Source organism: Parasphingopyxis algicola, assembly GCF_013378075.1.
GTDB lineage: Bacteria > Pseudomonadota > Alphaproteobacteria > Sphingomonadales > Sphingomonadaceae > Parasphingopyxis > Parasphingopyxis algicola.
The window spans coordinates 2,899,236-2,924,752 of sequence record NZ_CP051131.1 but is presented as its reverse complement, the minus strand read 5'-3'; the positions used below and the strand labels follow the sequence as shown (position 1 = coordinate 2,924,752).

The 25,517-nt window shown below is 64.9% G+C and carries 24 protein-coding genes; 9 read left to right on the top strand and 15 right to left on the bottom strand.

Going from position 1 to position 25,517, the window contains the following annotated elements:
- The first annotated feature begins 40 nt into the window (after positions 1-40).
- The 4 genes from HFP57_RS14485 (at position 41) to HFP57_RS14470 (ending at position 4,226) form a co-directional block, all read left to right on the top strand.
- Positions 41-1,135: a sensor histidine kinase gene (locus HFP57_RS14485; RefSeq protein ID WP_176870443.1), complete on the top strand. Its 1,095-nt coding sequence runs from the start codon at positions 41-43 to the stop codon at positions 1,133-1,135.
- Positions 1,132-1,932, top strand: coding sequence for a LytR/AlgR family response regulator transcription factor (locus tag HFP57_RS14480; protein WP_176870442.1), 801 nt, complete (start codon positions 1,132-1,134; stop codon positions 1,930-1,932). Before HFP57_RS14485 ends, HFP57_RS14480 begins: the two co-directional genes overlap by 4 nt.
- A 215-nt stretch (positions 1,933-2,147) precedes the next feature.
- Complete coding sequence (locus HFP57_RS14475) at positions 2,148-2,921, top strand: isocitrate lyase/PEP mutase family protein (RefSeq protein WP_176870441.1); 774 nt, start codon at positions 2,148-2,150, stop codon at positions 2,919-2,921.
- Positions 2,922-2,987: 66 nt separating this feature from the next.
- Positions 2,988-4,226: an adenylate/guanylate cyclase domain-containing protein gene (locus HFP57_RS14470; RefSeq protein ID WP_176870440.1), complete on the top strand. Its 1,239-nt coding sequence runs from the start codon at positions 2,988-2,990 to the stop codon at positions 4,224-4,226.
- A gap of 5 nt (positions 4,227-4,231) precedes the next feature.
- On the opposite strand, the gene HFP57_RS14465 is transcribed toward HFP57_RS14470, so the two are convergent.
- The 5 genes from HFP57_RS14465 to HFP57_RS14445 form a co-directional block, all read right to left on the bottom strand.
- A complete protein-coding gene (locus tag HFP57_RS14465; protein ID WP_176870439.1) occupies positions 4,232-5,494 on the bottom strand; it encodes a cytochrome P450 in 1,263 nt (420 codons plus the stop codon).
- Between the two features lie 44 nt (positions 5,495-5,538).
- Positions 5,539-6,816, bottom strand: coding sequence for a cytochrome P450 (locus HFP57_RS14460; protein WP_176870438.1), 1,278 nt, complete (start codon positions 6,814-6,816; stop codon positions 5,539-5,541).
- 85 nt (positions 6,817-6,901) lie between these two features.
- Entirely contained in the window at positions 6,902-8,236 is a 1,335-nt protein-coding gene (locus HFP57_RS14455) for a cytochrome P450 (RefSeq protein WP_246263182.1), read from the bottom strand.
- A 203-nt stretch (positions 8,237-8,439) separates the two neighbouring features.
- A complete protein-coding gene (locus tag HFP57_RS14450) occupies positions 8,440-9,678 on the bottom strand; it encodes an ABC transporter permease (RefSeq protein WP_176870437.1) in 1,239 nt (412 codons plus the stop codon).
- Entirely contained in the window at positions 9,675-10,613 is a 939-nt protein-coding gene (locus HFP57_RS14445) for an ABC transporter ATP-binding protein (protein WP_176870436.1), read from the bottom strand. Before HFP57_RS14445 ends, HFP57_RS14450 begins: the two co-directional genes overlap by 4 nt.
- Positions 10,614-10,694: 81 nt before the next feature.
- Between HFP57_RS14445 and queG the strand changes: the two genes are divergently transcribed.
- Positions 10,695-11,753 carry a tRNA epoxyqueuosine(34) reductase QueG gene (gene queG / locus HFP57_RS14440; protein WP_218135030.1) on the top strand — a complete coding sequence of 353 codons (1,059 nt, stop codon included), beginning with the start codon at positions 10,695-10,697 and terminating at the stop codon, positions 11,751-11,753.
- A gap of 92 nt (positions 11,754-11,845) precedes the next feature.
- Here queG and HFP57_RS14435 read toward each other — a convergent pair whose 3' ends face one another.
- Positions 11,846-12,199, bottom strand: coding sequence for a hypothetical protein (locus HFP57_RS14435; protein WP_176870435.1), 354 nt, complete (start codon positions 12,197-12,199; stop codon positions 11,846-11,848).
- Complete coding sequence (locus tag HFP57_RS14430) at positions 12,192-12,878, bottom strand: EI24 domain-containing protein (protein WP_176870434.1); 687 nt, start codon at positions 12,876-12,878, stop codon at positions 12,192-12,194. Before HFP57_RS14430 ends, HFP57_RS14435 begins: the two co-directional genes overlap by 8 nt.
- A 216-nt stretch (positions 12,879-13,094) precedes the next feature.
- Between HFP57_RS14430 and HFP57_RS14425 the strand changes: the two genes are divergently transcribed.
- The gene (locus HFP57_RS14425) at positions 13,095-14,093 is read left to right on the top strand and encodes an adenosine kinase (protein ID WP_176870433.1); all 999 of its coding nucleotides are present in this window, start codon (positions 13,095-13,097) and stop codon (positions 14,091-14,093) included.
- Here HFP57_RS14425 and HFP57_RS14420 read toward each other — a convergent pair.
- From HFP57_RS14420 to HFP57_RS14400, 5 genes are all read right to left on the bottom strand, one after another.
- Positions 14,090-14,614 (bottom strand): GrpB family protein, encoded by a 525-nt coding sequence (locus tag HFP57_RS14420; protein WP_176870432.1) that lies wholly within the window; start codon positions 14,612-14,614, stop codon positions 14,090-14,092. The genes HFP57_RS14425 and HFP57_RS14420 overlap by 4 nt on opposite strands.
- 4 nt (positions 14,615-14,618) lie before the next feature.
- Positions 14,619-16,049: a sodium-dependent transporter gene (locus HFP57_RS14415; protein WP_176870431.1), complete on the bottom strand. Its 1,431-nt coding sequence runs from the start codon at positions 16,047-16,049 to the stop codon at positions 14,619-14,621.
- Between the two features lie 42 nt (positions 16,050-16,091).
- Positions 16,092-16,472 carry a histidine triad nucleotide-binding protein gene (locus HFP57_RS14410; protein WP_176870430.1) on the bottom strand — a complete coding sequence of 127 codons (381 nt, stop codon included), beginning with the start codon at positions 16,470-16,472 and terminating at the stop codon, positions 16,092-16,094.
- Between the two features lie 64 nt (positions 16,473-16,536).
- Positions 16,537-17,817 (bottom strand): spinster family MFS transporter, encoded by a 1,281-nt coding sequence (locus HFP57_RS14405; RefSeq protein WP_176870429.1) that lies wholly within the window; start codon positions 17,815-17,817, stop codon positions 16,537-16,539.
- A gap of 3 nt (positions 17,818-17,820) precedes the next feature.
- Positions 17,821-18,279 (bottom strand): MaoC family dehydratase, encoded by a 459-nt coding sequence (locus tag HFP57_RS14400; protein ID WP_176870428.1) that lies wholly within the window; start codon positions 18,277-18,279, stop codon positions 17,821-17,823.
- 247 nt (positions 18,280-18,526) lie between these two features.
- Between HFP57_RS14400 and HFP57_RS14395 the strand changes: the two genes are divergently transcribed.
- Both HFP57_RS14395 and HFP57_RS14390 read left to right on the top strand, forming a co-directional pair.
- The gene (locus HFP57_RS14395) at positions 18,527-19,687 is read left to right on the top strand and encodes an acyl-CoA dehydrogenase family protein (RefSeq protein ID WP_176870427.1); all 1,161 of its coding nucleotides are present in this window, start codon (positions 18,527-18,529) and stop codon (positions 19,685-19,687) included.
- Positions 19,688-19,929: 242 nt separating this feature from the next.
- Positions 19,930-20,451, top strand: coding sequence for a flavin reductase family protein (locus tag HFP57_RS14390; protein ID WP_176870426.1), 522 nt, complete (start codon positions 19,930-19,932; stop codon positions 20,449-20,451).
- 111 nt (positions 20,452-20,562) lie between these two features.
- On the opposite strand, the gene HFP57_RS14385 is transcribed toward HFP57_RS14390, so the two are convergent.
- A complete protein-coding gene (locus HFP57_RS14385; RefSeq protein ID WP_176871341.1) occupies positions 20,563-22,092 on the bottom strand; it encodes an acetyl-CoA acetyltransferase in 1,530 nt (509 codons plus the stop codon).
- Positions 22,093-22,245: 153 nt separating this feature from the next.
- Between HFP57_RS14385 and HFP57_RS14380 the strand changes: the two genes are divergently transcribed.
- A complete protein-coding gene (locus tag HFP57_RS14380; protein ID WP_176870425.1) occupies positions 22,246-24,258 on the top strand; it encodes an amidohydrolase family protein in 2,013 nt (670 codons plus the stop codon).
- A gap of 1 nt (position 24,259) precedes the next feature.
- On the opposite strand, the gene HFP57_RS14375 is transcribed toward HFP57_RS14380, so the two are convergent.
- Positions 24,260-24,580: a DUF1330 domain-containing protein gene (locus HFP57_RS14375; RefSeq protein ID WP_246263181.1), complete on the bottom strand. Its 321-nt coding sequence runs from the start codon at positions 24,578-24,580 to the stop codon at positions 24,260-24,262.
- A 101-nt stretch (positions 24,581-24,681) separates the two neighbouring features.
- Positions 24,682-25,443 (bottom strand): hypothetical protein, encoded by a 762-nt coding sequence (locus HFP57_RS14370; RefSeq protein ID WP_176870424.1) that lies wholly within the window; start codon positions 25,441-25,443, stop codon positions 24,682-24,684.
- Between the last annotated feature and the right edge of the window lie 74 nt (positions 25,444-25,517).

Here is a 25,517-nt window from a genome sequence, read left to right as displayed (position 1 = left end):
ATTGCTTCCCGCCTTCCCGGAAATCGACTAGAACAGCGTCATGGCCCTTGAAGACCTCACCAAAAAGCCGTTCTTCGTCGACAAGAACCGCGCATTCTGGGTGCTCCAGTCGGTCGGCTGGTCCGGCTATTTCATCCTGCGCTCGCTCGGCGGCATCGCCAACAATATGGGGCCGCTCTTCATCCTGCCGACCGCGATCGCGACGGCGACCGGCTATTGCCTGACCCTGATCATGGCGGTGATCTTCCGCCAGCTGATCGACCGGACGCCGCGCGTCACCTGGGGCGGATCGGTCACCGTGGTGCTGATCGGATCGGCGATCTTCTCCTTTATCGAGGTCTGGGCGTTTACCGCCTTCTACCGCGGCGGCGAAATGCCATCAGGCTTGCAATTTTTCGGTGCCATCCTGCTCGATTTCACGCTGCTCGTCGCCTGGTCGGGCCTCTATTACGGCATCAATTTCTACATCCTGATCGAAGAGCAGAACGACCAGCTTCTGCGGCTCGAAAACCAGTCGTCCAACGCCCATCTCGCGATGCTGCGCTATCAGCTCAACCCGCATTTCCTGTTCAACACCTTGAATTCCATATCGACTCTGGTGCTGCTCAAACAGACCGAACGCGCGAATGCGATGCTCTCGCGCCTCTCCTCCTTCCTGCGCTACACGCTCGCCAACGAGCCGACCGCGCGGGTGCCGCTGGCGCAGGAGGTTGAAACCTTGAAGCTCTATCTCGAGATAGAGAGAATGCGGTTCGAGGACCGGCTGCGGCCAAGCTTTGACATAGACCCGCGCGTAACCCGCGCCCGCCTGCCCTCGCTGCTGCTGCAACCGCTGGTCGAAAATGCGATCAAATATGCAGTGACGCCGCAGGAAGAGGGCGCCGAAATCCGCATTTCGGCGCAACAGGTCGGAAACCGGGTGCAGATCACCGTGTCCGACACCGGCCCGGGCTTGCAAGAAGGCGCCGTAACGCGCCACTCTTCGACAGGCGTGGGGCTGGCCAATATCCGGGACCGTCTGGTCCAGGCATTTGGTGAAGAACAGAGATTTGAAATCAAAGCGAACGAGGGCGGCGGTTTCTGCGTCGAAATCGAAATCCCGCTCCAGTTCGAACAGGCAAAGGAAGCCGCATGACCATCCGCGCTATCATCGTCGACGACGAACCGCTCGCCATACAGGGCCTGCAGTTGAGGCTCGAACCGCATGACGATCTCGAGATCGTCGACACCTGCACCAATGGCCGGGAGGCCATCCGCTCAGTCAAGACGCACAAGCCCGATCTCGTCTTTCTCGACATCCAGATGCCGGGTTTCGACGGTTTTTCGGTCGTCCAGGGCCTGATGGATATCGAGCCGCCGCTGTTCGTCTTCGTCACGGCCTATTCCGATCACGCGATCCGCGCCTTCGAAGCGCAGGCCGTCGATTATCTGATGAAGCCGGTCGAGGACGACCGGCTCGCCGATACGCTGGCCCGGGTCCGCGAGCGGCTGGCCGAGAAGAACAGCAGCGAGGAGATCACCCGGCTCAAGGAGGTGCTCTCCGAAGTCGCGCCCGACGCGGCCGAGGAAATCGCCGCCGAGGGCGAAGCGCCCGCCGCCAGCCGCTACGAGAAGCTCATCAACGTCAAGGATCGCGGGCAGATCTTCCGCGTCGATGTCGAGAGTATCGAGCGGATCGACGCCGCCGGCGACTATATGTGCATCTATACCGGCGATAACACGCTGATCCTGCGCGAGACGATGAAGGACCTCGAAAAACGCCTCGACCCGCGCACCTTCCAGCGCGTCCACCGCTCGACGATCGTCAATCTCGATCAAGTGCGGCAGGTGAAGCCGCACACCAACGGCGAATGCTTCCTGGTGCTCGAAAGCGGCGCGCAGGTGAAGGTGAGCCGCAGCTATCGGGATGTCGTCGCGCGGTTCGTGCATTAGTTCGTCAGAAACTTCCTAGCGGAAGTTCGCCGCACCAGCCCGCTCCCCCTCCCGACCTCCCAATAAGCATACCCTGTGGGAGGTCGGGAGGGGGAGAGGGCCGGGGCCGCGCTCGACCGACAGGTCGAGTCTGACAAATCACCATCCTTCACCGCAAGAAACGGGGGGACGGCGGTCTTCCGCGGGTGTAGACACGGTACATGGGAGACACTGCCATGACCGACCAGCAAGACCGCGCTCGCGCCTTTCACGCCCTGCACGTGCCGGGCGATCCGGTGATCCTGTTCAATATCTGGGACGCGGGCAGCGCGCTCGCGGTCGCCAAGGCCGGGGCGAAGGCGCTGGCGACAGGGAGTGCCTCGGTCGCGGGTGCGCGCGGCTATAGCGATGCGGAATCACTGCCGATGCAGCAGGCGCTGACCAATGCCGAACGGATCGTCGAGGCGGTCGACCTGCCGCTGACCGTCGATTTCGAAGGCGCCTATGCCGCCGAGCCCGTGCTGGTCGGCGTCCACGCCCATGCGATGATCGAAACGGGCGCGATCGGCATCAATTTCGAGGATCAGGTGATCGGCGGCGAGAGCCTCCACCCGGTCGACTTTCAGGTCGAGCGGATCACGGCGGTCCGCACCGTGGCGGAGAATGCGGGCGTCGATTTCTTCATCAACGCCCGCACCGATATGTGGCTGCAGGCGGGCCGCTCGACCGTCGCCGAGGCGGCGCGCTTCGACGAGGCCGTGACCCGCGCCAAGGCCTATGCCGATGCCGGGGCGAACGGCTTTTTCGCGCCCGGCCTCACCGACGAAAGCGAGATCGCGGCGCTGTGCGAAGCCAGCCCGCTGCCGGTCAACGCGATGATGTTCGAGGCGATGCCGAGCCATTCCCGGCTCGCCGAACTCGGTGTCGCGCGGATCAGCCACGGCCCGGGCCCGTGGCGCGACGCGATGACCGCACTGACCGAAGCCGCGCGGCCGCTCTACGAAGGTTGAGCCGCCACTGGCGCAACCCGGCATTTCGTGGCACTACGCCGCCCGCAATCAGGCGGCTGGGGGCTCATGGCGCTGCTTAACCGATTCGACGATCCCGGTACGGAAAAACGCTATGTGACGAGCGAGCGAGCAGCCCGGATTCCGGCGAGCCGGGCGCTGATCCTGATCGGCATCGCGACCTTCCTGACATATATCACGCTCAATCCGATGCATTTCCCGCGCGAAGGCGTCATCGCCTACAATATCGCCGCGGCGGTGTTCATGGCGGTGCTGGGCAGTTTCTACCTGCTGACCCTGACCCGCTTCTATCTCGAGAAACCCTGGGTCGATCTATTGCTGTTCGCAGCGCTGACCGTCGCGATGGCGATGCTGATCGAGGCGCTGGCGGCACAGGCGGCCATCACCGGCATTTCGCGCTTCGGCATGGCCGTCATCAATATGGGCATATTGGTCGTCTTCGCCGGGATCGGCTTCGTCGCGACGACCCGGCTCTACCTCGTCTGGGCCGTGACGCTGCTGCTGCTTTACATCGCGTTCCTGATCCAGACGGACCGGGCGTTCATCTCCAAAGTCTATACGCTGACCAATTTCTCGACATTCTTCGTCTTCGCGACGTTCGTGAACTGGGACATCGATCGCCGCGCCCGCAATACCTTCGCCGCCAACGAGGCGCTCGCCTTAGAAAAGGCGAAGACCGAGGAACTGCTCTACAACGTCCTGCCGCAGGAAGTGGCGGCCCGTCTGCGCGCCGGGGAAGCGGTCGCCGATGCCTTTTCGGACGTCTCGGTGATTTTCGTCGACATTGTCGGCTTTTCGGGGCTCGCCCGCACACTCTCGCCCGGCCATCTCGTCAAGACGCTGAACCGTTTCTTCCTCCTCGCCGACCAGTGCGCCGAGCGCCACGGCATCGAAAAGGTAAAGACGATCGGCGACGCTTATCTGGCGGTGTCGGGCGGCACGGCGTCCTCGGGCGGCGGCGCGCAATCCGCGATCGCCTTCGCGCGCGAATTGATCGGCGAGACGATAGAGATCGCCGAGCAGGAGGGAGTCGATATCAAGGTCCGGGTCGGCATCCATTCCGGCCCGGTGATCGGCGGCGTCGTGGGTTCGAGCCGCCTCGCCTACGATTATTGGGGCGACACGATGAATATCGCGAGCCGGATAGAGAGCGTCGCCGATCATAACGGCATCGCGGTTTCGGCCGCGACCTATTACCAGGCCCGCCCGCATTTCGACTTCGCAGCCGGCGAAACGCTGACCCTCAAGGGCGTCGGCGAGACCGAGATTTACCGCGTCAAGCTCTAACCGGCTCAATATGTGCTGAGTTCGACTTCCATCTTCTTGTAGCCATGGACGAAGCAGGCGGAGACGCGCTCGGGTTCGCCAATCACGTTCACGCGCAACCGCCGCTTGGCCATCTCCTCGAGCAACAGGCGCAGTTGCAGCTCGGCGAGCCGCGCGCCGACGCAGCGATGGATGCCGTAGCCGAAGGCGAGATGCCGGCCGGGCTTGGGCCGTTCGAGCCAGATATCGTCGGGCCGGTCGAACATCGTCTCGTCGCGATTGGCCGAGATGTACCAGAGGATGATCGCATCGCCCTCCTTGACCTCATGACCGAGCATCACATGATCCTCGGTCACCGTGCGGCGCATATGGGCGAGCGGCGTCTGCCAGCGGATGATTTCCTGCACGGCGGCCGGAATGAGCTCGGGATTCTGTTCGAGCTTCTCGCGCTCCTCGGGAAATTGCGAGAGTCCATAGGCGTAGCCGGACATGGAGTTGCGCGTCGTATCGTTGCCGCCGACGATCAGCAGCATCAAATTCCCCATGAAGGTGAACTGGTCCATGTTGCGCATCTCGCTATGGATCATGCGCGAGATCAGGTCGGGCGCCTCGCCCTTTTCGAGCCGTTCGTCCCACAGCCGCTGGAAATAGGCACCGGCCTCGTAGATATGCTGAAGCTGTTCGCGACGCTTCTCTTCGCTCAGCGCGTTTTCGACATCGCCCATCCAGTCCGACCATTCGGTCAGCTTGCGCCGGTCCTCCCAGGGGAAATCGAACAGGATCGCGAGCATTTGCGTGGTCAGTTCGATCGAAACCGTGTCGACCCAGTCGAACCGTTCGCCGATCGGCAGCGTATCGAGAAGTTCCGCCGTGCGCCCGCGGACTTCCTCCGTCATCCGCTCCATTTCGCTCGGGGTGAAGGCGGGCGCGATCACCCGGCGCTGTTCGGTATGTTCGGGCCGGTCCATCGCGATGAACATCGGCAGGCGGATATCGAGATCCTCGGGCAGGTTTTCCGGATCGGTGATGATCGTGATGCCCTTGGCCGAGGAATAGAGGTCGGGCAGCGATTCGATATGCTGGATCGCCTTGTAGGTGGTGACGTTCCAATAATCGCCATAGGCGGATCCCACGACCTTGTTGATCGGCGCCTTTTCGCGCATTTCCTTGAAGATCGGCTGCCAGCGATCCTCGACATAGATGTCCGACACGCTCACATCCCAGGGATGCGGCGCCTCAACGACCACCGTTTCCTGTTTTTCGGTGTCCGATTTTACCGCCGTCGCCATCTTCCGTTCCTCCTCATGGGGCGGCCCTTGCGCGCCGCGCTGCTCTAATATTCGCTCAGTTCGACCGGCATCTGCCGATAGCCGTGCACGAAACAGGCCGATACGCGTTCGGGCTCGCCGATCACATTCGCGCGCAGCCGCCGCGCAGCCATCTCCTCCAGCAGGATGCGGACCTGCAGCTCGGCCAGCCGCGCGCCGACGCAGCGATGGATGCCGTAGCCGAAGGCCAGCTGCCGCCGGGCATTGTCCCGGTCGACGATGATCTCGTCGGGCCGGTCGAACACGCTCTCGTCGCGATTGGCCGAGATGTACCAGAGGATCACCTTGTCGCCCGCCGCGATGGCGTGGCCGAACAGTTCGTGATCCTCGGTCGCGGTCCGCCGCATATGGGCGAGCGGCGTCTGCCAGCGGATGACCTCCTGCACGGCGTTGGGGATCAGATCGGGATTCTCCTCGAGCCGTTTCCGCTCGCCGGGAAATTGTTCGAGCCCGTAGGCATAGCCCGACATGGTGTTGCGCGTCGTGTCGTTGCCGCCGACGATCAGCAGCACGAGATTGCCCATGAACTCGAGTTCGTCCATCTCGCGCATCGCATCGGAATGGATCATCCGCGACAACAAGTCCGGCGCTTCGGGCTTGTTGAGCCGCTCGGTCCAGAGATTCTTGAAATAGCCCGCCATTTCCATCAGATGGCCCATCCGCTCCTCGCGGCTTTCGGGCGTCAGGCTCTTCTCGACATCGCCGGCCCAGTCCGACCAGAAGGTGAGCTTGCGCCGGTCCTCCCAGGGGAAATCGAACAGGATCGCGAGCATCTGCGTCGTCAGTTCGATCGACACCCGGTCGACCCAGTCGAAGCTTTCGCCGCGCGGCAGATCGTCCAGAATCTCGGCCGTGCGGCGGCGGATATCGCCTTCCATCCGCTTCATCTCGGCCGGCGTGAAGGCCGGGGCGACGGTGCGGCGCTGCTCGGTATGCTTGGGCCGGTCCATCGCGATGAACATCGGCAGCGAGAAATTCTCATGCTCTGCGATGCCGAGCGCCTTCTCATCGACGACGGTGATCCCGCCATTCCTGACGTCGGAGCTGTAGATATCCGGCAGCGCCTCGACATGCTGGATCGGCTTGTGCGTCGTGACGTTCCAATAGTCGCCGAACGCCGAACCGGTCACCTTGTTGATCGGCGCGGTCTCGCGCATTTCCCTGAAGATCGGCTGCCAGCGGTCTTCGACATAGATGTCGGACACGCTCACATCCCAAGGATGCGGCGCCTCGACCGTCACGGTATCCTGTTTTTCCGTTTCCGGTATCGCCGCCGTCGCCATGCTCGCTCTCCTCAGTGTTCCCGCGGAGTTTCCGCTTTGGGAAAGCAGGAGTCAAACGGGAGCGACGGCGCCATGCGACCGGGCCTCAATATTCCGAAAGCCGGACCGGCATCTTCTTGTAGCCGTGCACGAAATTCGAATTCACCCGCTCGATCTCGCCGGTGATCTCGGGCCGCAGCCGGCGCTTCGCCATCTCCTCGATCAGGACGCGAATCTGCAATTCGGCAAGCCGGGCGCCCACGCAGCGGTGGATACCGTAACCGAAGGCGAGTTGCCGCCGGGCGTTTTCGCGGTCGAAGCGGATCTGGTCGGCATCCTCGAAAACCGCCTCGTCGCGATTGGCCGAGATGTACCACATGACGAGCTTGTCGCCCTTCTTGATATGCTTCCCGAACAGTTCGGTATCCTCCATCGCCGTGCGGCGCATATGGGAGAGCGGCGTCTGCCAGCGGATCAGTTCCTGCCCGGCATTGGGGATGAGCTCGGGATTTTCCTCGAGCTTGCGCGCCTCGTCCGGAAACTGGTTCAGCGCGTAGGCATAGGCCGACATGGTGTTGCGCGTCGTATCGTTGCCGCCGACGATCAGCAGCGTGATATTGCCGAGGAAATTGCGCTCGGTCATGTCGCCCAGCGCATCCGAATGGGCCATCATCGACAGGAGATCGGGCGCCGGCTCGCTCGCCTTGCGCTGCTGCCACAGCTCCTGGAAATAGGCGGCGGCCTCCCACATTTTCTGCATGCGGATCGGGCCCAGTTCGGGGTCCATCGCGGCGACGACATCGCCCATCCAGTCCGACCATTCGGTGAGCTTGCGCCGGTCTTTCCAGGGGAATCCGAACAGGATCGCCAGCATGCCCGTGGTCAGTTCGATCGAGACCGTGTCGACCCAGTCGAACTCCTCGCCGCGCGGCAGGCTGTCGAGCAGCTCCTGCGTGCGCTGGCGGACATCGACCTCGAGCCGGGTGATCTCGCTCGGCGTGAAGGCCGGGGAAACGGTGCGGCGCTGGGCGGTATGTTCGGGCCGGTCCATGCCGATGAACATGGGTAGCGCGATTTCCTCGTCATCGGTGGAATCGAGGATCGTGAAGCCGCCGTTGCGCCAGTCCGAACTGTAGATATCGGGCAGCGCCTCGACATGGACGATCGGCTTGTAGGTCGTCAGCGACCAAAAGGAACCGTAGACGCTGTCTTCGCACCAATGGATCGGGTCTTCGCGGCGCAGCTTCTCGAACACCGGCTGCCAGCGGTCGAGCGCGTAGAGTTCCGGGCGGCTGACATCGATCTCGTCGAGCGGCGTATCGGCGGTCGCCAGCGGCTTTTCGAGGGTCGAGCGGTCGATCCCCTCGCGCCATTCGCGCGCGAATTCCGCGCGATATCTCTGTTCGGCCGTCATGCCGTCGGTGTCGGGTTGCGTCGCCATGTCTCTCTCCTCGGTGGCGCTGCGCGCATGGAGCATGCACCGCGCCGCGATCCAAACCGTTGCGGGCTTCTATTCGCCCTGTTCGATCAGTAGCAAAACAAGACTGACACAACTGACACAAATGTCAATAGCCGGAAACCCGTATCGGCATCGCCATTCGCGATATGGCGAGACAAATTGCGGACCGGCCGTCCGGAGACCTGTCAGGCCGGCTTGCGGCGCAACAATGCGCCGAGCCGGCGGAATACCGACGGCCCCGATTTGAGCACGCCCTTGCGGAACCAGCGCGCGCCCAATGCGATGGTGATCGACACCCAGAGCAGCTGCCACGCGATCGCCGCGAAATGCGGCCAGAGGCTGGGATCCGACGCGCCCTTGGCGACCATCGCGAAGGGCGAGCTGAACGGGAAGAGTTCGGCGAACAAGGCGAGCGAACTGCCCGGCTGCGCGGCGGCGGCTGATGCGAGGCCGAACATGCCCATCTGGAAGAAGGTGATCGGCAGCGAGAGCATCTGGATCTCGCGCATCGAATTGGCCTGCCCGCCCACGGCGAGGAACACCGCGCCGAGGAGCAGGTAGCCCATCGCGAAATAGACGACCGCCAGCGCGATGAACGGGCCGAACCCGATCGCCGGATCGAGCGACGCCAGGGTCGCCTGGCTGTCGGGCAGCGAGGCGATGGCGAGCAGCGCCAGCGTGCCCCAGAATGCGATGAAGAGCAGCGCCACGCCGAACAGGCCGATCAGCTTGCCGAGGAACACGGCTTCGAGCGGCACCGCGGCGGCGAGGATCTCGATCACCTTGTTGCCCTTTTCCTCGGCCAGCACGCTCACCGTCTGCCCGGCGAGCAGCAGGGTCAGCAGGAAGAGGACGAAGAGCGCGGTGAAACCGAGCGATTGCTGCCCGCCGATCGTCGCGCTCGTCCGCTGGAACGGCTCGCGCTCGATCGCGGTGACGGTTTTACCGGGTGCCAGATCGCCGCGCCGGTCGCGCGCGGCGGTGTCGGCGAGCAGGGCCAGATAGTCGGCGCCGCGCTCGCTGCCCGCGCCGTAGAGGATGCGCGGCGTATCGGGGAGACCGAACAGCACGGCCGACACGTCGATGCTGCTCTCGGTGAAGACCGCGCGGGCCTGATCCTCGGCTTCGCCGCCCGCCGGTTCCCGCCGTTCGAGCGCGGGCGGGGCGATACCCAGGGGAAATGCGACCCGGATGCGTTCGTCGGCCGCCTCGATGCGCGCGCCATATTCGGCGTCGGCGATGATTACGAGCCGCTGGGCGTCGTCGCCGCTATCGGCGATCATGCGCGCGCCCGACCCGCCGACCACGGCGAAGACCAGCATGAACAGCGGCGCGAGCAGGAACATCAGGAAGGCGGGCGTCGCGACCGTGGCGATGAAATCGCGCCGCGCGATGACTGCGGCCTGGCGGAAATGGCTCGTCATGCCGCCTGCTCCGCCTCGGCTTCCATCCGCTCGACCGTCTCCTCGCCGACCAGCTTTACGAACACGTCGTGGAGGCTCGGCCGTTCGAGCGAGAGCCCGGCAATGCCGTGGCCGCTCTCGAGCAAGGTCGCGAGCAGCGCTTCCATCCCGCTATCGGGTACGTCGAAGACATAGCCGCCATTTTCGCGCACCGCTTCGGGCGGCAGGAGCGCCGCCAGCGCCGCGCCATTGTCGCGCGGCGTGTAATGCGCCTGCATCGGCAGGGTCGCGCGCGCTTCGGCGACGCTGCCTTCGTAGCGCAGCTTCCCGCCGGCGATGATGGCGAGCCGGTCGCACAGCCGCTCGGCATGGCCCATGATGTGGGTGGAGAAGAGGATCGTCGCGCCCCGGTCCCGCTCGGCGAGGATCAGCGCCTCGAGCCGCTCCTGGTTGACGGGATCGAGGCCCGAGAAGGGCTCGTCGAGGACGATGAGTTCGGGCTTGTGGACGATCGAGCCCAATAGCTGGACGAACTGCGCCATTCCCTTGGAGAGTTTCTTGATCTTGTCGCCCGCCGCATGGCCGAGCCCGGCATCGGCGAGCAGGACGTCCGCCCGCGCGCGTCCTTCGGCCCAGGGCAGGCCGCGCAACGCGCCCATGAACGCGATCGCCTCGCGCGCCTTCATGCTGGGGTAGAGGCCGCGCTCCTCGGGCAGATAGCCAACCTGGTCGCTGACGCTGCGCGGGCGCGTCGTGCCGAGCAGTTCGCGCTGGCCGCTGTCGGGATCGATAATGCCGAGCAGCATCCTGAGGGTCGTCGTCTTGCCCGCGCCGTTGGGGCCGAGAATGCCGTAGATGCTGCCCTGCGGCACCGAAATATCGACGCCGTCCACGGCCCGTTTGGAACCGAAATCCTTGACGAGCGCGGTCGCGGACAGGGCAAGAGCAGAGGCCATGCCCCGCCCCTTAGCCGCGCGACGGTTAAGAGAATAGCCTCGTCTTTCGCATTTCCCGGCAAATGCCTAGGAAAGAGGGTGATGGACATGGCCACCCTCTCCCAACGCCTGAAGGCGCGCGCGGCCGAAGAGGGCTTCGCGGCGTGCGGGATCGCGCCCGCCGACGCCGCGCCCGAAACCGCCGGGCGGCTGCGCGACTGGCTGGCCGCGGGCGCGCATGGCGAGATGGGATGGATGGAAAGCCGCTCCCATCATCGCGAGCGGCCGCAAGCGCTCTGGCCCGAAGTGCGCTCGCTGGTGATGCTCGGCATGAGCTATGCGCCGAAGGAGGATCCGCTGCGGCTCGAAGGCGAGACCGATATCGGGCGGATCTCGGTCTATGCGCAGGGCAAGGATTATCACGACATCGTCAAAAAGGCGCTGAAACGGCTCGCGCGCTGGCTCGTCGCGGAAGCGGCGAAGCAGGGCGCAGAGGCCGATGTCAAAGTCTTCGTCGACACCGCGCCGGTCATGGAGAAACCGCTCGCCGAGGCCGCCGGCATCGGCTGGCAGGGCAAGCATACCAACCTGCTCTCGCGCGAGCATGGCAACTGGCTGTTCCTCGGCGCGATCTATACGACGCTCGATCTCGAACCCGCCGCGCCGGGCGAGGACCATTGCGGCTCGTGCACGGCCTGCCAGACGGCCTGCCCGACCGACGCCTTTCCCGCGCCCTACCGGCTCGATGCGCGGCGCTGCATCTCCTATCTGACGATCGAGCATAAGGGCCCGATCCCGCATGAGTTCCGCGCAGCGATGGGGAACCGCGTCTATGGCTGCGACGATTGCCTCGCCGTCTGCCCGTGGAACAAGTTCGCCGAACAAGCCGAGGCCAACAAGCTGTTCGCCGCCCGCGCCGAACTCGCCGCGCCCAAGCTCGCCGACCTGCTGGCGCTCGACGATGCGGGGTTCCGCACGGTCTTTTCCGGCTCGCCGATCAAGCGTATCGGCCGCGACCGGATGGTCCGCAACTGCCTGATCGCGGCGGGCAACAGCGGCGATGCAGCGCTGGCGGAGCCGGTGCGGGCGCTGCTCGACGATCCGGATGACATTGTGCGCGAAGCGGCGGAGTGGGCGATGGGCCGATTGAATAGCGCCTAGCGTCCCATGGCTGTTTGTCAGACTCGACCTGACGGTCGAGTCTGACAAAAAAGATACAGCCCTTCGACGAGCCCAGGGCAGCCGGTCTTTCGCTACCGCCGCGCCAGCGCCTCGACGCACGCCGCGCGATCCACATCCTCGCCGGTCGCGTTGCGCGCGTCGACATAGGTGACGACGGGTTCGCGGCCGCGCCGTTCGGGATAGAGATAGGTGTCGAGGACGCAGGCATCGCCCGCAAACTGTAATTTGCGCGCGCCTTCCTCGCGGAAATCCTGGGCCGGATCGCCGAACAGGCTGACGAGCTGGGTGGCGCTCCGCCCGATCACCCGTTCCAGCCCCACCGTATTGGTCATCGGCCGGCTGGTCGTGGTCGGCACCGAGGGCGGCACCGTGGTCGCGCAGCCCGCCACGGCCAGAGCCCCGGTAATCGCTATCGTTTTACGCATCGTCTTTGACTCCCCCGTGCAGCATATGCGCTGCCATGGCCGCGCTCAGGATGGGCGCGAGCAGATTGACGACAGGAATCACGAATAGCCCCGCCGCGACAAGCCCGATCTGCATCCGTCTGCCGCGCGTCTCCCTCCGCCAGTCGCGCCATTGGTCGCGCGGGACGTGGCGGATCGCGACGAGCTCGCCGAGATCGCGGGCGAGCAGCAACGTGTTGAGCGCGAGGAACAGGGCGATGGTGCCGACGCCGGTCACGAGCAGGACGATATAGAGCGGCGCGGCGAGCAGGTTCCAGCCGATCGCCCGGCCCGCCGAGGCGAGGCCGACGCGGACCTGGTCCGCATAGCCGGCCGCCTGCGCGACTTCGGCCTTGTCCGGATAATGTTTGCGTTCGACCGCATCGACGATTTCGTCGGTGAACAGGCTGATCACGCCCATCGCCACCGCGCGGAACAGCAGCCAGAAGCTCAGGCCCGCGATGATGACGGCGCTCGCCGCCGCAGCCAGCCCGCCATTCTCGCTCCATCCGAACCAGTCGAACAGCCAGATCAGCAGCCAGTAGACGCCGACGCCGGCCACGAGGAACAGGAGGATGGTCAAGGCCAGCGACTTGGCGAGGACCTTGAGAAAGACCCGATCGCCGAGCTGGCCGATCGATAGGAACAGCGCGCGGAACATGGAAGATTGATGGGGCGGGCAATGCGGCTCGTCAATCACCTGACATGTTGCGTGAAGGAAGTTGGGCGACTAGGTGCGCAGATAATATTCCCGTCATTCCGGACTTGATCCGGAATCCAGGGTTGCGGGCGATGTCGCTCTTGGCTCTGGATTCCGGATCAAGTCCGGAATGACGTTCATTTATGGACGTTATGTCCAGCATTTCAGGAGCCTTTAATGTCCGAATCCACGCTCGATATCGTTGCCATCGGCAATGCCATTGTCGACGTCATCGCCCAGGCCGATGACGCGTTCATCGCCTCCGAGGGCCTCAGCAAGGGCGCCATGCAGTTGCTCTTCACGACCGAGGAGGCCGAGGCGCTCTACGCCAAGATGGGCCCGGGCGTGGAAGCGAGCGGGGGTTCTGCGGCGAACACCATCGCGGGGATCGCGGCGCTGGGCGGCAAGACCGGCTTTATCGGCCAGGTCGCCGATGACCAGCTCGGCAAGGTCTTCAGCCATGACATCACCGCGCTCGGCGTGACGTTCGATACGCCGGCGCGCGCCGGCGACCCCAAGACCGCGCGCTGCCTGATTCTGGTGACACCCGATGGTGAGCGGACGATGAACACCTTTCTCGGCGCGTCCCAGCACCTGCCGGCATCCGCGCTCGACACCGATCTTATCGAGAGCGCGGCGATCCTCTATCTCGAAGGCTATCTCTGGGATCCCGAAGACCCGCGCGCGGCAATGGACAGGGCAATCGACATCGCCAAGGCAGCGGACCGCCGCGTCGCCTTCACCCTGTCCGACGGTTTCTGCGTCGACCGGCACCGGGGCGATTTCCTGAAACTGCTCGACGATGGCCGGATCGATATCCTGTTCGCCAATGAGGACGAGATCAAATCGCTGCAGGAAACCGAGGACTTCGAGGCCGCCGTCGCGGCGACCGCCGCCAAGACGCCGCTGCTCGTCGTCACGCGCAGCGAGAAAGGCGCGCTGGCGGTCAAGGACGGCGAACGCACTGAAATCGGCGCGGAACCGATCGACCGCGTCGTCGATGCGACGGGCGCGGGCGATCAGTTCGCCGCCGGCTTCCTCGCCGGGCAGGCCGAGGGCCGCGGAATCGAGGACAGCCTCGTCATGGGCGCGGTCTGCGCCGCCGAGGTGATCCAGCATTACGGGCCCCGGCCCGAGACCGATCTGAAGGCGCTAGTGGCGGAACGGCTAAGCTAGGCGGATTTCGCCAGTTCCAGGATTCGCGCGACGAAGCCGTCTTTACCGCGCGTATAGGCTTCCCGGTCTTCGCCGTGCTGCGCCGCAAGTTCGCGCTTAAGAGCGGAATAGCGGAGTACCTCATCGGGGTGCGCGCGCAAATAATCGCGAAACGCCAGGCGATCCGCCATCAGCCGACCGGGTTCGCACACATGCACGTGATGCGTTCGCCCATCGCCGAACGGCGGCATGCCCTTTACGAAAAATAACCGGTCCGCATCCGGATTATCGGCCCAGAATACATAATCCAGCGGTTTGAGCGCGGCCGGGAAACGGTTTCGCGCCTCGTCAACGGACGGAACGACGATCATCATGTCGATAACCGGCTTCGCCGCCGAACCCGGCACGGCAGTGCTACCGACATGCTCGACCGCCAGCAGCGTTTCGCCGGCCAGCGCCTCGGCGACCCGGCGTTTCTCGTCCGCGAACTTGGCCGGCCATGCGGGATCGGGATCGACGATCTCGATCGCGTCCGACGCCATAAGACTAGTTTCCAAGCAATCCCGGGAACAGGCCGAACACGAGGATCAGCGCGACCGCGATCGGCGCGAGCCAGCAGACGAGGAAGCGCCACAGGCCGAACAGCCCGCCTTCCAGACCGGTCTCGCTCTCGACGAGCTTCCGGTCGGCCCGCCAGCCGACGAAGATCGCCGTCAGCAGCGCCGCGACCGGCAGCATCACCTTGCCGGTAAAGCCGTCGATCGTGTCGAAGATGTTGGTCTCGGCGAAGATCGACCAGAAGCCGAGCAGGCGGATATCGCTCCAGACGCTTAGCGAGAGGAGACAGGCGATACCGATGACGAAGGCCGAGAAGCTGAAGATGAAGGCCGATTTGGGTCGCGACCAGCCGCGCTCATTGATCCCCCAGCTCGTCGGCGCCTCGAGCAGCGAAATCGAGCTCGTCAGCGCGGCGAAGAAAATGAGGACGAAGAAGAGGAAACCGACCAGCGAGCCCGCGGGCATCTGCTGGAAAGCGGCCGGGAGCGACTGGAAAACCAGGGTCGGGCCAGCGGCCGGATCAAGACCTACGGCGAAAACGATAGGGAAGATCATCAGGCCCGCGATGATTGCCACCCCCGTATCGGCAAAGGCGATCATGCCAGCGGTGGGCGCAAGCTTGGTCTCGCGCGACACATAGGCACCATAGGTCATCAGCGCCGCCGAGCCGAGGCTCATCGAAAACAGCGCCTGGCCGAGCGCGGTGTTCATCGCGGGGGCGGTGAGCTTGGAAAAGTCGGGCGTAAAGAGAAAGGCGACCGCCTCGGCGAAATTGCCCAGAAACGCGCCGTATATCGTAATTGCGATCAGCAGCACGAAAAAGGCGGGCATCAGATAGGTGGCCGCTTTCTCGATCCCGTCATGCACGCCGCGGGCGACGACCGCGAAGGTAATGCCCATGAACACCGTGTGCATGGCGAGCAGCAGCGGGATGTTGGTGAACAGGTCGCCCATGCGCTGCTGAATCGTCTCGGTGGTCTCGCCTTGCAGCGCCCCGGCAAACGGCGCGCCCGCGAACAATGTGCCGAAAAAATCCCGGCCCATGACGCCCGCATAGTAAATGACCCAGCCCGCGACGACGCTGTAGAAACTGAGAATCAGGAAGGCGGCGACGACCTCGACCCACCCAAGGGTCGCCCAGCCGCCACTGCGCCCCGACTCCGCCGCCACGTTCCGAACGCTACCGACGGCATCGCTGCGTCCCGCCCGGCCGATCAGGATTTCCGAGAGAACCAGCGGCAGGCCGATCAGGACGACGCAACCGATATAGAAGAGCACGAACGCCCCGCCGCCATTTTCGCCCGCGAGCGTCGGGAAGCGCCAGACATTGCCGAGCCCCACCGCGGCGCCGACCGCCGCAAGAACGAAGGCCCATCGCGACGACCAGCCTTCGCTGGTCGTATGGGTTGCCGCTACCATCGATACTCTCCCCTTATTCTTTTATTGCGCGGTATCTAGCGCCTAGCCGCGCGCAAGCATAGGCCCAAGCGGCCGTCCGCCGAACAGGTGGACATGGAGGTGCGGCACTTCCTGATGGCCATGCGGGCCGATATTGGCGAGGAGGCGATAGCCAGGTTCGACCAGCTCGAGATCACGGGCGATTTCGCCGACCTTGCGGACGAAATGAGCGATCTCGGCGTCCGGCGCCTTCGCCGCGAAATCGTCCCAGCTCACATAGTCGCCCTTGGGGATGACGAGGACATGGACCGGCGCCTGCGGGTTGATGTCCTTGAAAGCGAGGACATGATCGTCCTCATACACCGTTTCGTTGGGGACCTCGCCGCGCAGGATTTTCGCGAAGATATTGTCGGGATCATAGGGCTGGGTGGCGTCGATCGGCATGGGCGTTTCCTCGGTTGGCGGCGCCGCAAACTGCAACAGCCTCGGCGCGAAAACAATCCGGTGCTCAGCTTGCCGGTTCGCGCCGGCCCAGCGCCGGCGCCGCGATCAGGAACATGGCGGCGCCCATCAGGGTCAGCACGCTCGTCACGGCCATCGCATAGCGCAGCGAGTCCGTGCCATAGGCCGCGGAAAACGCGTCGCTGAGGAGGCCGACGACAAGCGGCCCCGCGCCGAGCCCGAGACCGGAGCCGACAAAGATGTAGAGCGAGGCAGCCAGCGCGCGCTCATTGGGCCGCGCGACCGTCTGGATCAGCGCGGCGGCCGGGCCGAGGCACAGATTGGCGAAGAAGGTGCCGACCGCGAACACCAGCGCCGCGCCCAGCACCGTCGCCGAAAACGGCGCGGTCAGCAGCAGCGGAAAGGCGAGGATCAGGCCGATCGCCGGCATCCAGCCCTGCCAGCGCGGATCGCGCTTGACCAGCATGTCGCTCAAGATGCCGCCGGCGACCGTGCCGGGCAATCCGCCGATGATGATGCCGAGCGCGGCATAGAGCCCGACCTCCGCCACGCCGAGCTCGAACACGCGGCGATAAAGCGGCGGCGCCCAGTTGGCGACGACATAGGCCATCATCACCGCGAACGCGTTGCCCAGCGTAACGAACAGGAAAATCCGGTTCGAAAACAGCCTCTTGGCGGTTGCGAGAAAGGCCGGGCGTTCGCCCGTCACCGGCGTTTCGCTGAGCCGCCCGCGCTCGGGTTCGCGCAGGGTGAAAAAGGCGACCGCGGCGACGAGCAGCCCGGGCAGGCCGACGACGATAAAGGCGTAGCGCCAGCCCCAGGTCTCGGCGATGATCCCGCCCAGTATCACCCCGGCGATCGCCCCGGCCGGCGCCGCGGCGGTCAATATGCCGAGCGCGCGCGACAGCTCGCTCTTGCGGTAATAATCGGCGAGCACCGCATGGGTCGGCGGCGCGCAGCCCGCCTCGCCGACCCCGACCGCAATCCGCGCGAGCAGCAGCTGCACGAAATTCGCGGCGAGCCCGCAGGCCGCGGTGGCGAGGCTCCAGACCGCGCACGCCCCGGCGACGATCTTTACCCGGTTCGCGCGATCGGCGAGCCGGGCGATCGGAATGCCGAGCGTCGAATAGAAGAGTGCGAAGGCGAGGCCCGAAAGCAGGCCGAGCTCGGTATCGCTCAATGCGAATTCGAGCTTGATGTCCTCGAGCAGGACGGCGAGCACCTGCCGGTCGGCGAAATTGAAGAAATAGACGACCGTCAGGACGCCGAGCGCATAATGCCGGTAGCGGCGGTCGGGGACCGCGCCGTCCGCGCTCGCCGCCGTCACGCGCTAGGCCGCCGGCTTCTTGCGCTGGAGCCCCGAGCGCTTGCAGCTCGCGACGAGATCGCCGTGCTGGTTGTAGGCGCGGTGCTCGAAGGTCACGATGCCCTGGTCGGGGCGCGATTTGCTCTCCCGCAGCCCCACCACCTCGGTCTCGATCCGCACCGTGTCGCCGTGGAAGAGCGGTTTCGGGAAGCGCACCTCGTCCCAGCCGAGATTAGCGACCGCCGTCCCCAGGGTCGTGTCGCCGACCGAAATGCCGACCATGAGCGAAAGCGTGTAGCAGCTGTTGACGATCCGGGTGCCGAACTCGGTTTCGTTCTTGCAATATTCCTCGTCGAGATGGAGCTGGGCGGGATTGTGGGTCATCGTCGTGAACAGGACATTGTCGGTCTCGGTGATCGTCCGGCGGATCGGATGATCGAAGGTCTGCCCCACTTCGAGTTCGTCGAACCATTTGCCTGCCATCGTGATACTCCTGTGCGAATTGCAGTTTGCATGCGTCCTATAACCTGCACCGCCGCTATTAAAGCCCGGCGTCATTGCGAGAAGCGGAGCGACGAAGCAATCCAGAGCGGCTAGTGATATCGTTTACGGCTCTGGATTGCTTCGCTGTGCTCGCAATGACGGACGGAATGTTCGCAAAACTGGCACTTGCGCCCTGCCCGCCAGCCCATACAGTCCGCGCGACCAAGGACGGAAGGACGCAAGGGCGATGGATTTTCAGCTGACCGAACAGCAGGCCGAATTGCAGGAAGCGGCGCGGAAATTCGCCCGCGCCGAAACGATGGAACTGGCGCGCGAGCTCGAGAAAACCAATACGCCCGTCCCGCTCGATATGCGCCGCCGCTATGGCGAGATGGGCTTTCTCGGCGTCAACCTTCCGCAAGAGCATGGCGGAATGGGCCTCGGGCATCTCGAAGCCCTGCTCGTGCTCGAGCAGTTCGCGATGGTCTCGGTCGCCGTCGCCTTCCCGATTTTCGAGGCGCTGACCGGCCCGGTCCGCACGATCCAGCATTTCGCGTCGGACGAACTCAAGGCGAAGATCATTCCCGCGGTCGTCAAAGGCGAGACGGTCGTCGCCGTCTCGATGTCCGAGCCCGCGGCCGGAACGGCGCTCACCGACCTGAAAACCGCAGGCCGTATCGACGGCGAGGAGATCGTGATCAGCGGCCAGAAACGCTGGACGTCGGGCGCGGGTCATTCGGATGTCTATATCGTCTATTGCCGTCTGTCCGACGAGCCCGGCGCCAGGGGGATCGGCGCGGTGCTCGTCGAAAAGGAACGCGACGGCGTCAGCTTCGGGAAGCCCGAAGAGCTTATGGGTTTCCGCGGTATCCCTTCCGCCGACATCTTCCTCGACGAGGTCCGCGTGCCCAAGGGCAATATGATCGTGCCCGCGGGCGGCTTTGCGCAGCTCATGCAGGCGTTCAGCCTCGAACGCTGCGGCAATGCGACGATGTCGCTCGGCCTTGCTGCCGCCGCGCTCGAAGAGGCGACGCAATATGCTCAGGACCGCGAGCAGTTCGGCAAGCCGATCGTCGATTTCCAGGCGATCCAGCTCAAGCTCGCCGCGATGGCGATGAAGGTCGAGGCCTCCCGGCTCCTCATCTACCGCGCGGCGGTCAACGCCTCGCAGGGCCTGCCCAATATCTTCGAATCGAGCGTCGGCAAATGCTTCGCCAACGAGATGGTCCGCGAAGTGACCGCCGATGGCATGCAGATCATGGGCGGCTACGGTTATTCCAAGGAATATGGCATGGAGCAGCGCGTCCGCGACGGCTTCGCCTGGGGCATCGCCGGCGGGACGACCGATGTCCAGAAGACGAATATTGCGGCGGCGCTGATCGGGCGGCGGTTCAATCAGCGGAGTTGAGAATCGTTTGTCAGACTCGACCTGTCGGTCGAGCGCCGCACCAGCCCTCTCCCCCCTCCCGACCTCCCAATGAGTGTACCCTGTGGGCGGCCGGGAGGGGGAGAGGGCTGGTGCGGCGACATTGCGCGAGCAATGTTCTGACAATCAAATCCTGGTGCGGCGATTTCGTGCTAACGAAATTCTGACAAACGACTCTCAACGCCCGCTTGGCCTCCCGACGCCAGCCGCCTATAGCCCGGCGCATGTCCGACGCTCCGCCCGCCGTTCCGCACGATCTCCGCTCAGGGTCCGACAGCCGCACCTTGCGCGACGCGCTGGGCTGTTTCGGTACGGGCGTCACAGTGGTGACGACGCTGGATCGCGACGACCGGCCGGTCGGGCTGACGGCGAACAGCTTCACCTCGGTCTCGCTGGATCCCGAGTTGCTGCTCGTCTGCCTGAACCGCAAATCGACCCAACTGCCCTGGTTCGAACGGGCCGAGGCTTTCGCGGTCAATGTGCTCCATATCGGGCAACGGGAAATCGCCCAGCGTTTCGCGACACCCGATATCGACCGGTTCGAGGGAACCGACTGGGAGGCCTGGTCGACCGGCGTGCCGATGCTCGGCGATTCGCTCGCCAATTTCGAATGCGCGAAATTCGCCGAATATGACGGCGGCGATCATCTGATCCTGCTCGGCCGCGTCATCCGCGTGCGTTTCGACGCCGACCTCGATCCGCTGCTCTATTATCGCGGCAGCTATCGCGAGCTGCATTTCGACTGAGCAACAATCGAGATCAGCCAGGCTGGCGTCGTTGCGAGGGCCGAAGGCCCGCGGCAATCCAGAGCGTTTCGCGCTCGGCTCTGATTGCCGCGCTACGCTCGCAATGACGATTTAGGCGAACGTAAAGAGGTTGCGGCCGGAATCGGTCGCTTCCACCGCGATCGTCCGGCCGAACGGCTCGCCCCGCTCCAGCACCGCCAGCGTATTCGTATCGTCGGGCGCGACATTGGCGACGATCCGCGCGCCGTCTCCGGTCCGCGCGACGACCGCCGCGACCGTGCCGTTTCGGCCCGGCATGATCGTATAGGTATCGACCACCGCTTCGCCCGAATGGCTGTCGCGGACTTCGCGCTTCTCCGTCTGATCCGGTAGTTTTCGGAACCGTTCCGCACTCCAGTCAGCGGGACGACGGGAATAGATGCCGGTCGCATATTTGCTCATGAACCCGCCATTGGCGCCGACCAGCGCATAGGCGTCCTCGTCCGCGCGCAGTTTCTGGACGGCCTCGGCGATCGCATGCGCGGAGTAGTTATTTCCCGCCCCGCCAAAAAAGGGCAGCCCGCCGGTCAGCGTCAGCCCGCGCGGATCGTCGGGCGCGATACCGAAGGCGTCGGCGATATTGGTGACCGCGATCGCGAAACAGCTGTAGAGATCGAGATAGCCGATCGCGTCCATCCCGACTCTCGCCATATCCAGCGCTGCGCGCACCGAAGCGATCGAGGCCGGGCTGGTCGCCATGTCGGGCCGTTCGAGCACCGACAGCTCCTTCGCATCGGTGACGGCATGGATATGCACCCATTTCTCCTCGGGCACGCCGAGCGCCCGCGCCTTGCCGGCGGAGGCGATCAGGATCGCCGCCGCCTGGTTCACCTGGTCGCGCGCGACCGTCATCCGCGGATAGGGCTCGGCGACGATCCGGTTGCGCTCGGTAACGATCGCCAGTTCTTCCGCCGTCCGTGCGGCTGGCGCCGCGGCATGGGGGTTCTTCGCCGCGACTTCGCTGAACGGTGCGAACAGCTCGCCGATCTCGCGCCGATACGCCTCCAGCCCCGCCCCGCGCGCCGCGCGCCGTGCATTGTCGAACAGCGCGTAGATCGGGATCGGCGCGGCGAGGCCGTGCGCGATCAGCGTCGAATCGAGCAGCCCGCGCATCCCGAAACCGCGATCCTCGAGCTGGCCTTCAATGTCTTCGGACCAGTCCGGTTTTTCGCCCTGCTTGCTCAAGGTCAGCACCGTCGAAATCGCCTCGGACCCGATAATCGCGGCGACCTCCGACCGGCCCTCGGCGATATCCGCCGCGAATTCGCCGACCAGTTTCTGCGGCCCCTGCCCGCCGACGATCTCGAGGATCGCCCGCTCCGGCTCCGCGCCGACGCGCTTGCCGTAGGAGCGCGGCGCATTGTTCGATTTGCCGAACGGCGCCACCGCGCCGGGAACCGACGTCTCGAACTGGCGGATCGCGGCGATCGTATCGATCGCGCCCGCCGCATCGTCCGTCGCGCCGCTGTCGGCCAGCGCCGCCGCCAGCGCCTTGCCGCCCAGATCCATCGGCGAGAGCGCCCGGTAGTCCGGATCGTCGGGCCGTTCGCTATACTGGCCGACGCCGATAATGACGGGGGTGGTATCCGCGATCTCGCTCATCATTCGTCCTTCGCTGTTCGTGCGCGTGCAAACACGAGGCGGCGGCGGAGCGCAACTGCCAATTGCGATGGGCGCCAGCAGTTTGCGGAGGGCGATACGGGCCGCTATCGCAATCCCGTCTCCCCCCAATCCCGATCCAAGGACTTTCGGCCCATGCTCAAGAAACTGCTGCTCGCCACACTCATTCTCGCGTCGCCGGCGGCGGCCGAGATGCGCGAATACCGGGTCCTGTCCGGCGGCAACGATGTCGGCCATCTTCGCGTCGATGCGGAAGGAAGCCGGGTCGCGATCGACTATGACTACAAGAATAACGGGCGCGGGCCGACGATCGCCGAGACGATCACGCTCGACGCGGACGGCTATCCGCTGCGCTGGGAGATCGAGGGCGCGACGACGTTCGGCAATCTCGTCGACGAGACGTTCGTGCTCGAAAACGGCCGGGCCCGCTGGCGCGACGCGACCGGCGAGCGCGAAACCGCGATCGCCGATGCGCGCTTCTATATCGACCAGAATGGCAGTCCCTGGAGCCTGGCATTGCTCGCCCGCGCGCTGCTGGCGGACGCGGACGACAGCATGGCCGTGCTGCCCGGCGGCACCGCAACGCTGACCGAACGCGGTACGGCCAGCCACGACGGCCCGGACGGCGCGGTCGCGACCACCACCTATGAGATCGCCGGGCTCGATCTCAATCCGGTCTATGTGACGCTCGACGCTGAGAACCGCCTGTTCGCCTTTGCCAGTCCGCGCTTCGCGATTGTCCGCACGGGTTACGAGGCGGCCGACGAAGCGCTGCGGAATCGCGCACAGGAACTGTCGACCGAGCGGTTCGTCCGCATCCAGGCCGAGGCCGCGCGCAATTTCGACGGCCCGGTCCGCGTCCGCAACGTCCATATCTTCGATCCGGAAACGATGACGCGCACCGGCCCGCATGCCGTCGTCTGGCACAACGACCGGATCAGCTCGATCCAGCCCAACGATGCGCCCGCGACCGAGGGTGAGACGATCATCGACGGGGCGGGCGGCACGCTGGTGCCCGGCATGTACGAGATGCACGGCCATATCTCGCAGAATGTAGCGCTGCTCAACATCGCCGCCGGCGTCACCTCGGTCCGCGACATGGGCAACGAGAACGACGTGCTCGACGGGCTGATCGAACGGATCGCGGACGGCACGATCGCCGGGCCGCGCATCACGCGCAGCGGCTTTATCGAAGGGCTGAGCGAATTCAGTTCGCAGACCGGCGAACTGGTCGAGACCGAGGAAGAGGCGCTCGCACAGGTCCGCTGGTATGCGGCGCGCGGCTTCCACCAGGTGAAGCTCTACAATTCGATGACGCCGGACTGGGCGCCACGGCTCGTCGCGGAAGCGCACCGGCTGGGGCTGCGCGTCGCCGGCCATGTGCCGGCCTTCTCCAACGCCGATGCGATGATCGCGGCCGGGTTCGACGAACTCACCCATATCAACCAGGTGATGCTGGGCTGGGTGCTCGAACCGCACGAGGATACGCGCACCCTGCTCCGCCTGACCGCGCTCGACCGGCTGCCGGCGCTCGATCTTGACAGCGAACCGGTCCAGCACACGATCGGCCTGATGGCGCAGAACAATATCGCCATCGATCCGACCATCGCCATCCACGAGGCGCTGCTGCTCGGCCGCAACGGCGAGGTTTCCCCGGGCTTTGCCGATATCTTCGATCACATGCCGGTCGGCCAGCAGCGCAGCCTGCAGGAAGCCTGGGCCGATATCTCGGCGGAGGGCGCCGACGAACGCTATCGCGGCGCCTTCGACCAGGTCATCCGCACCATCGCGATGATGCGCGAACGCGGCATCAGAATCGTGCCCGGCACCGATATGGGCGGCTCCTTCGCCTATCACCGCGAGCTCGAACTGTTCGAACGCGCCGGCTACAGCGCACCCGAAGTACTCCGTCTCGCCACGCTCGGCATGGCCGAGTATCTGGGCCAGGACGAGGATCTGGGATCGATCGCGGGCGGCAAATATGCCGATTTCTTCCTCGTGCCCGGCGACCCGACCGCCGACCTCTCCGCGATCAAGTCGATTGCGATGGTCGTCGCGAACGGGACCGTCTATTTCCCGGCCGACATCTATCCGCATTTCGGCATCCGCCCCTTCGCCGAACCGCCGGAAGTGACGGCGGCGGACTAGCTCAACCAGCGATGGAGTCCGCTTCGATCAGCAAGACCTGGCACTCCGCGCATCCCTCGCGCAGCTTCTTCACCTCCCGATATTCGGGAGAGTTCCAGAAGGCCTTGGCCGCGGCCTTGTCCGGCCATTCGGAGATCACCATCGAGGCCCCGTCGCCGAAATCGCCCTCGAGCAGTTCCGCGCCCGGCGCCCGCAGCACATATCTGCCGCCGAACTGCTCGACGAGCTTGGCGGCGGCCATGCCATAACCCTGGATAAAGGCGTCGCGGTCGGCGATCTTCGCGGTAACGATCATATAGGCGGGCATGGTGGCTCCTTTCATTTGAACGTCATTCCGGACTTGATCCGGAATCCAGGGCTGCCTGCGATATCGCTTACGGCCCTGGACCCCGGATCAAGTCCGGGGTGACGGTTGTGCTGGCGTTACCGGCTTGGTCCACCCGGATAGGTGAAGACATCGTCCCCGATCGGCGCGTTGACGACCGTTTCGGTCCAGGTGACGGTGTTCGAGACGGTGCCGTTATAGGAGAGCGTCACCGTCCCGGCCTGCACCCAGTCCGGGTCCTCGAGCCGGTAGAAATCGTCATAGACGCGCATGTGCCAGCCGCGCGGCGTCGCGAATTCCATCGTGCGGATATAATGGCTCTGCTGGTCGATCCCGAAGATCGTCTCCGCGCCGCCGGGATCGGTGATGCGGATCTTGTAGGTCGGGTGGCCGTTCGAATTGCCGTCCGGGATGCGGGTCAGGGTGAAGCCCTCGCCCAGCGCGCGCCGAATGATCCCGAAGCCGAAGGCCGAGGCCCAATAGGCGTCCGCCTCTTCGCGCGGCATGATCCCGTCCTGGGTCCAGGTCGTCTCGCCGTCATAGCCGACCTCGAACATCACGCCGTCTCCGACGCCAGCACGAATGCGGACCTTGCCCTGCGCATTATGGCTCGCGGTGCGATCGGGATCGAAGACGCGCCACATCCGGTAATCGTCGGACCGGCTGCGCGGTTCGGCGCTGTCGGGGCCGTAGAAGACGGCATGGCCGCTGAGCTGCAACGTGAAGGGATTGAGCCAGTCCGCGCCGCCCGCCGCTTCGGTCGCGCGTTCGAGGATCGTGCGCGCATCGGGCGCCGCCGCCTCAAGCGCCAGCGCCGGCGCGGCAAAGAGAAAGACCAACAGTCCGATCCAATAGCGCATCGTCATCATCCTCCCGCTCACGCTTTTCGCCGGAATCGTCCTGCCTGTCAAAATTTGTCCGGACATATTTGCAT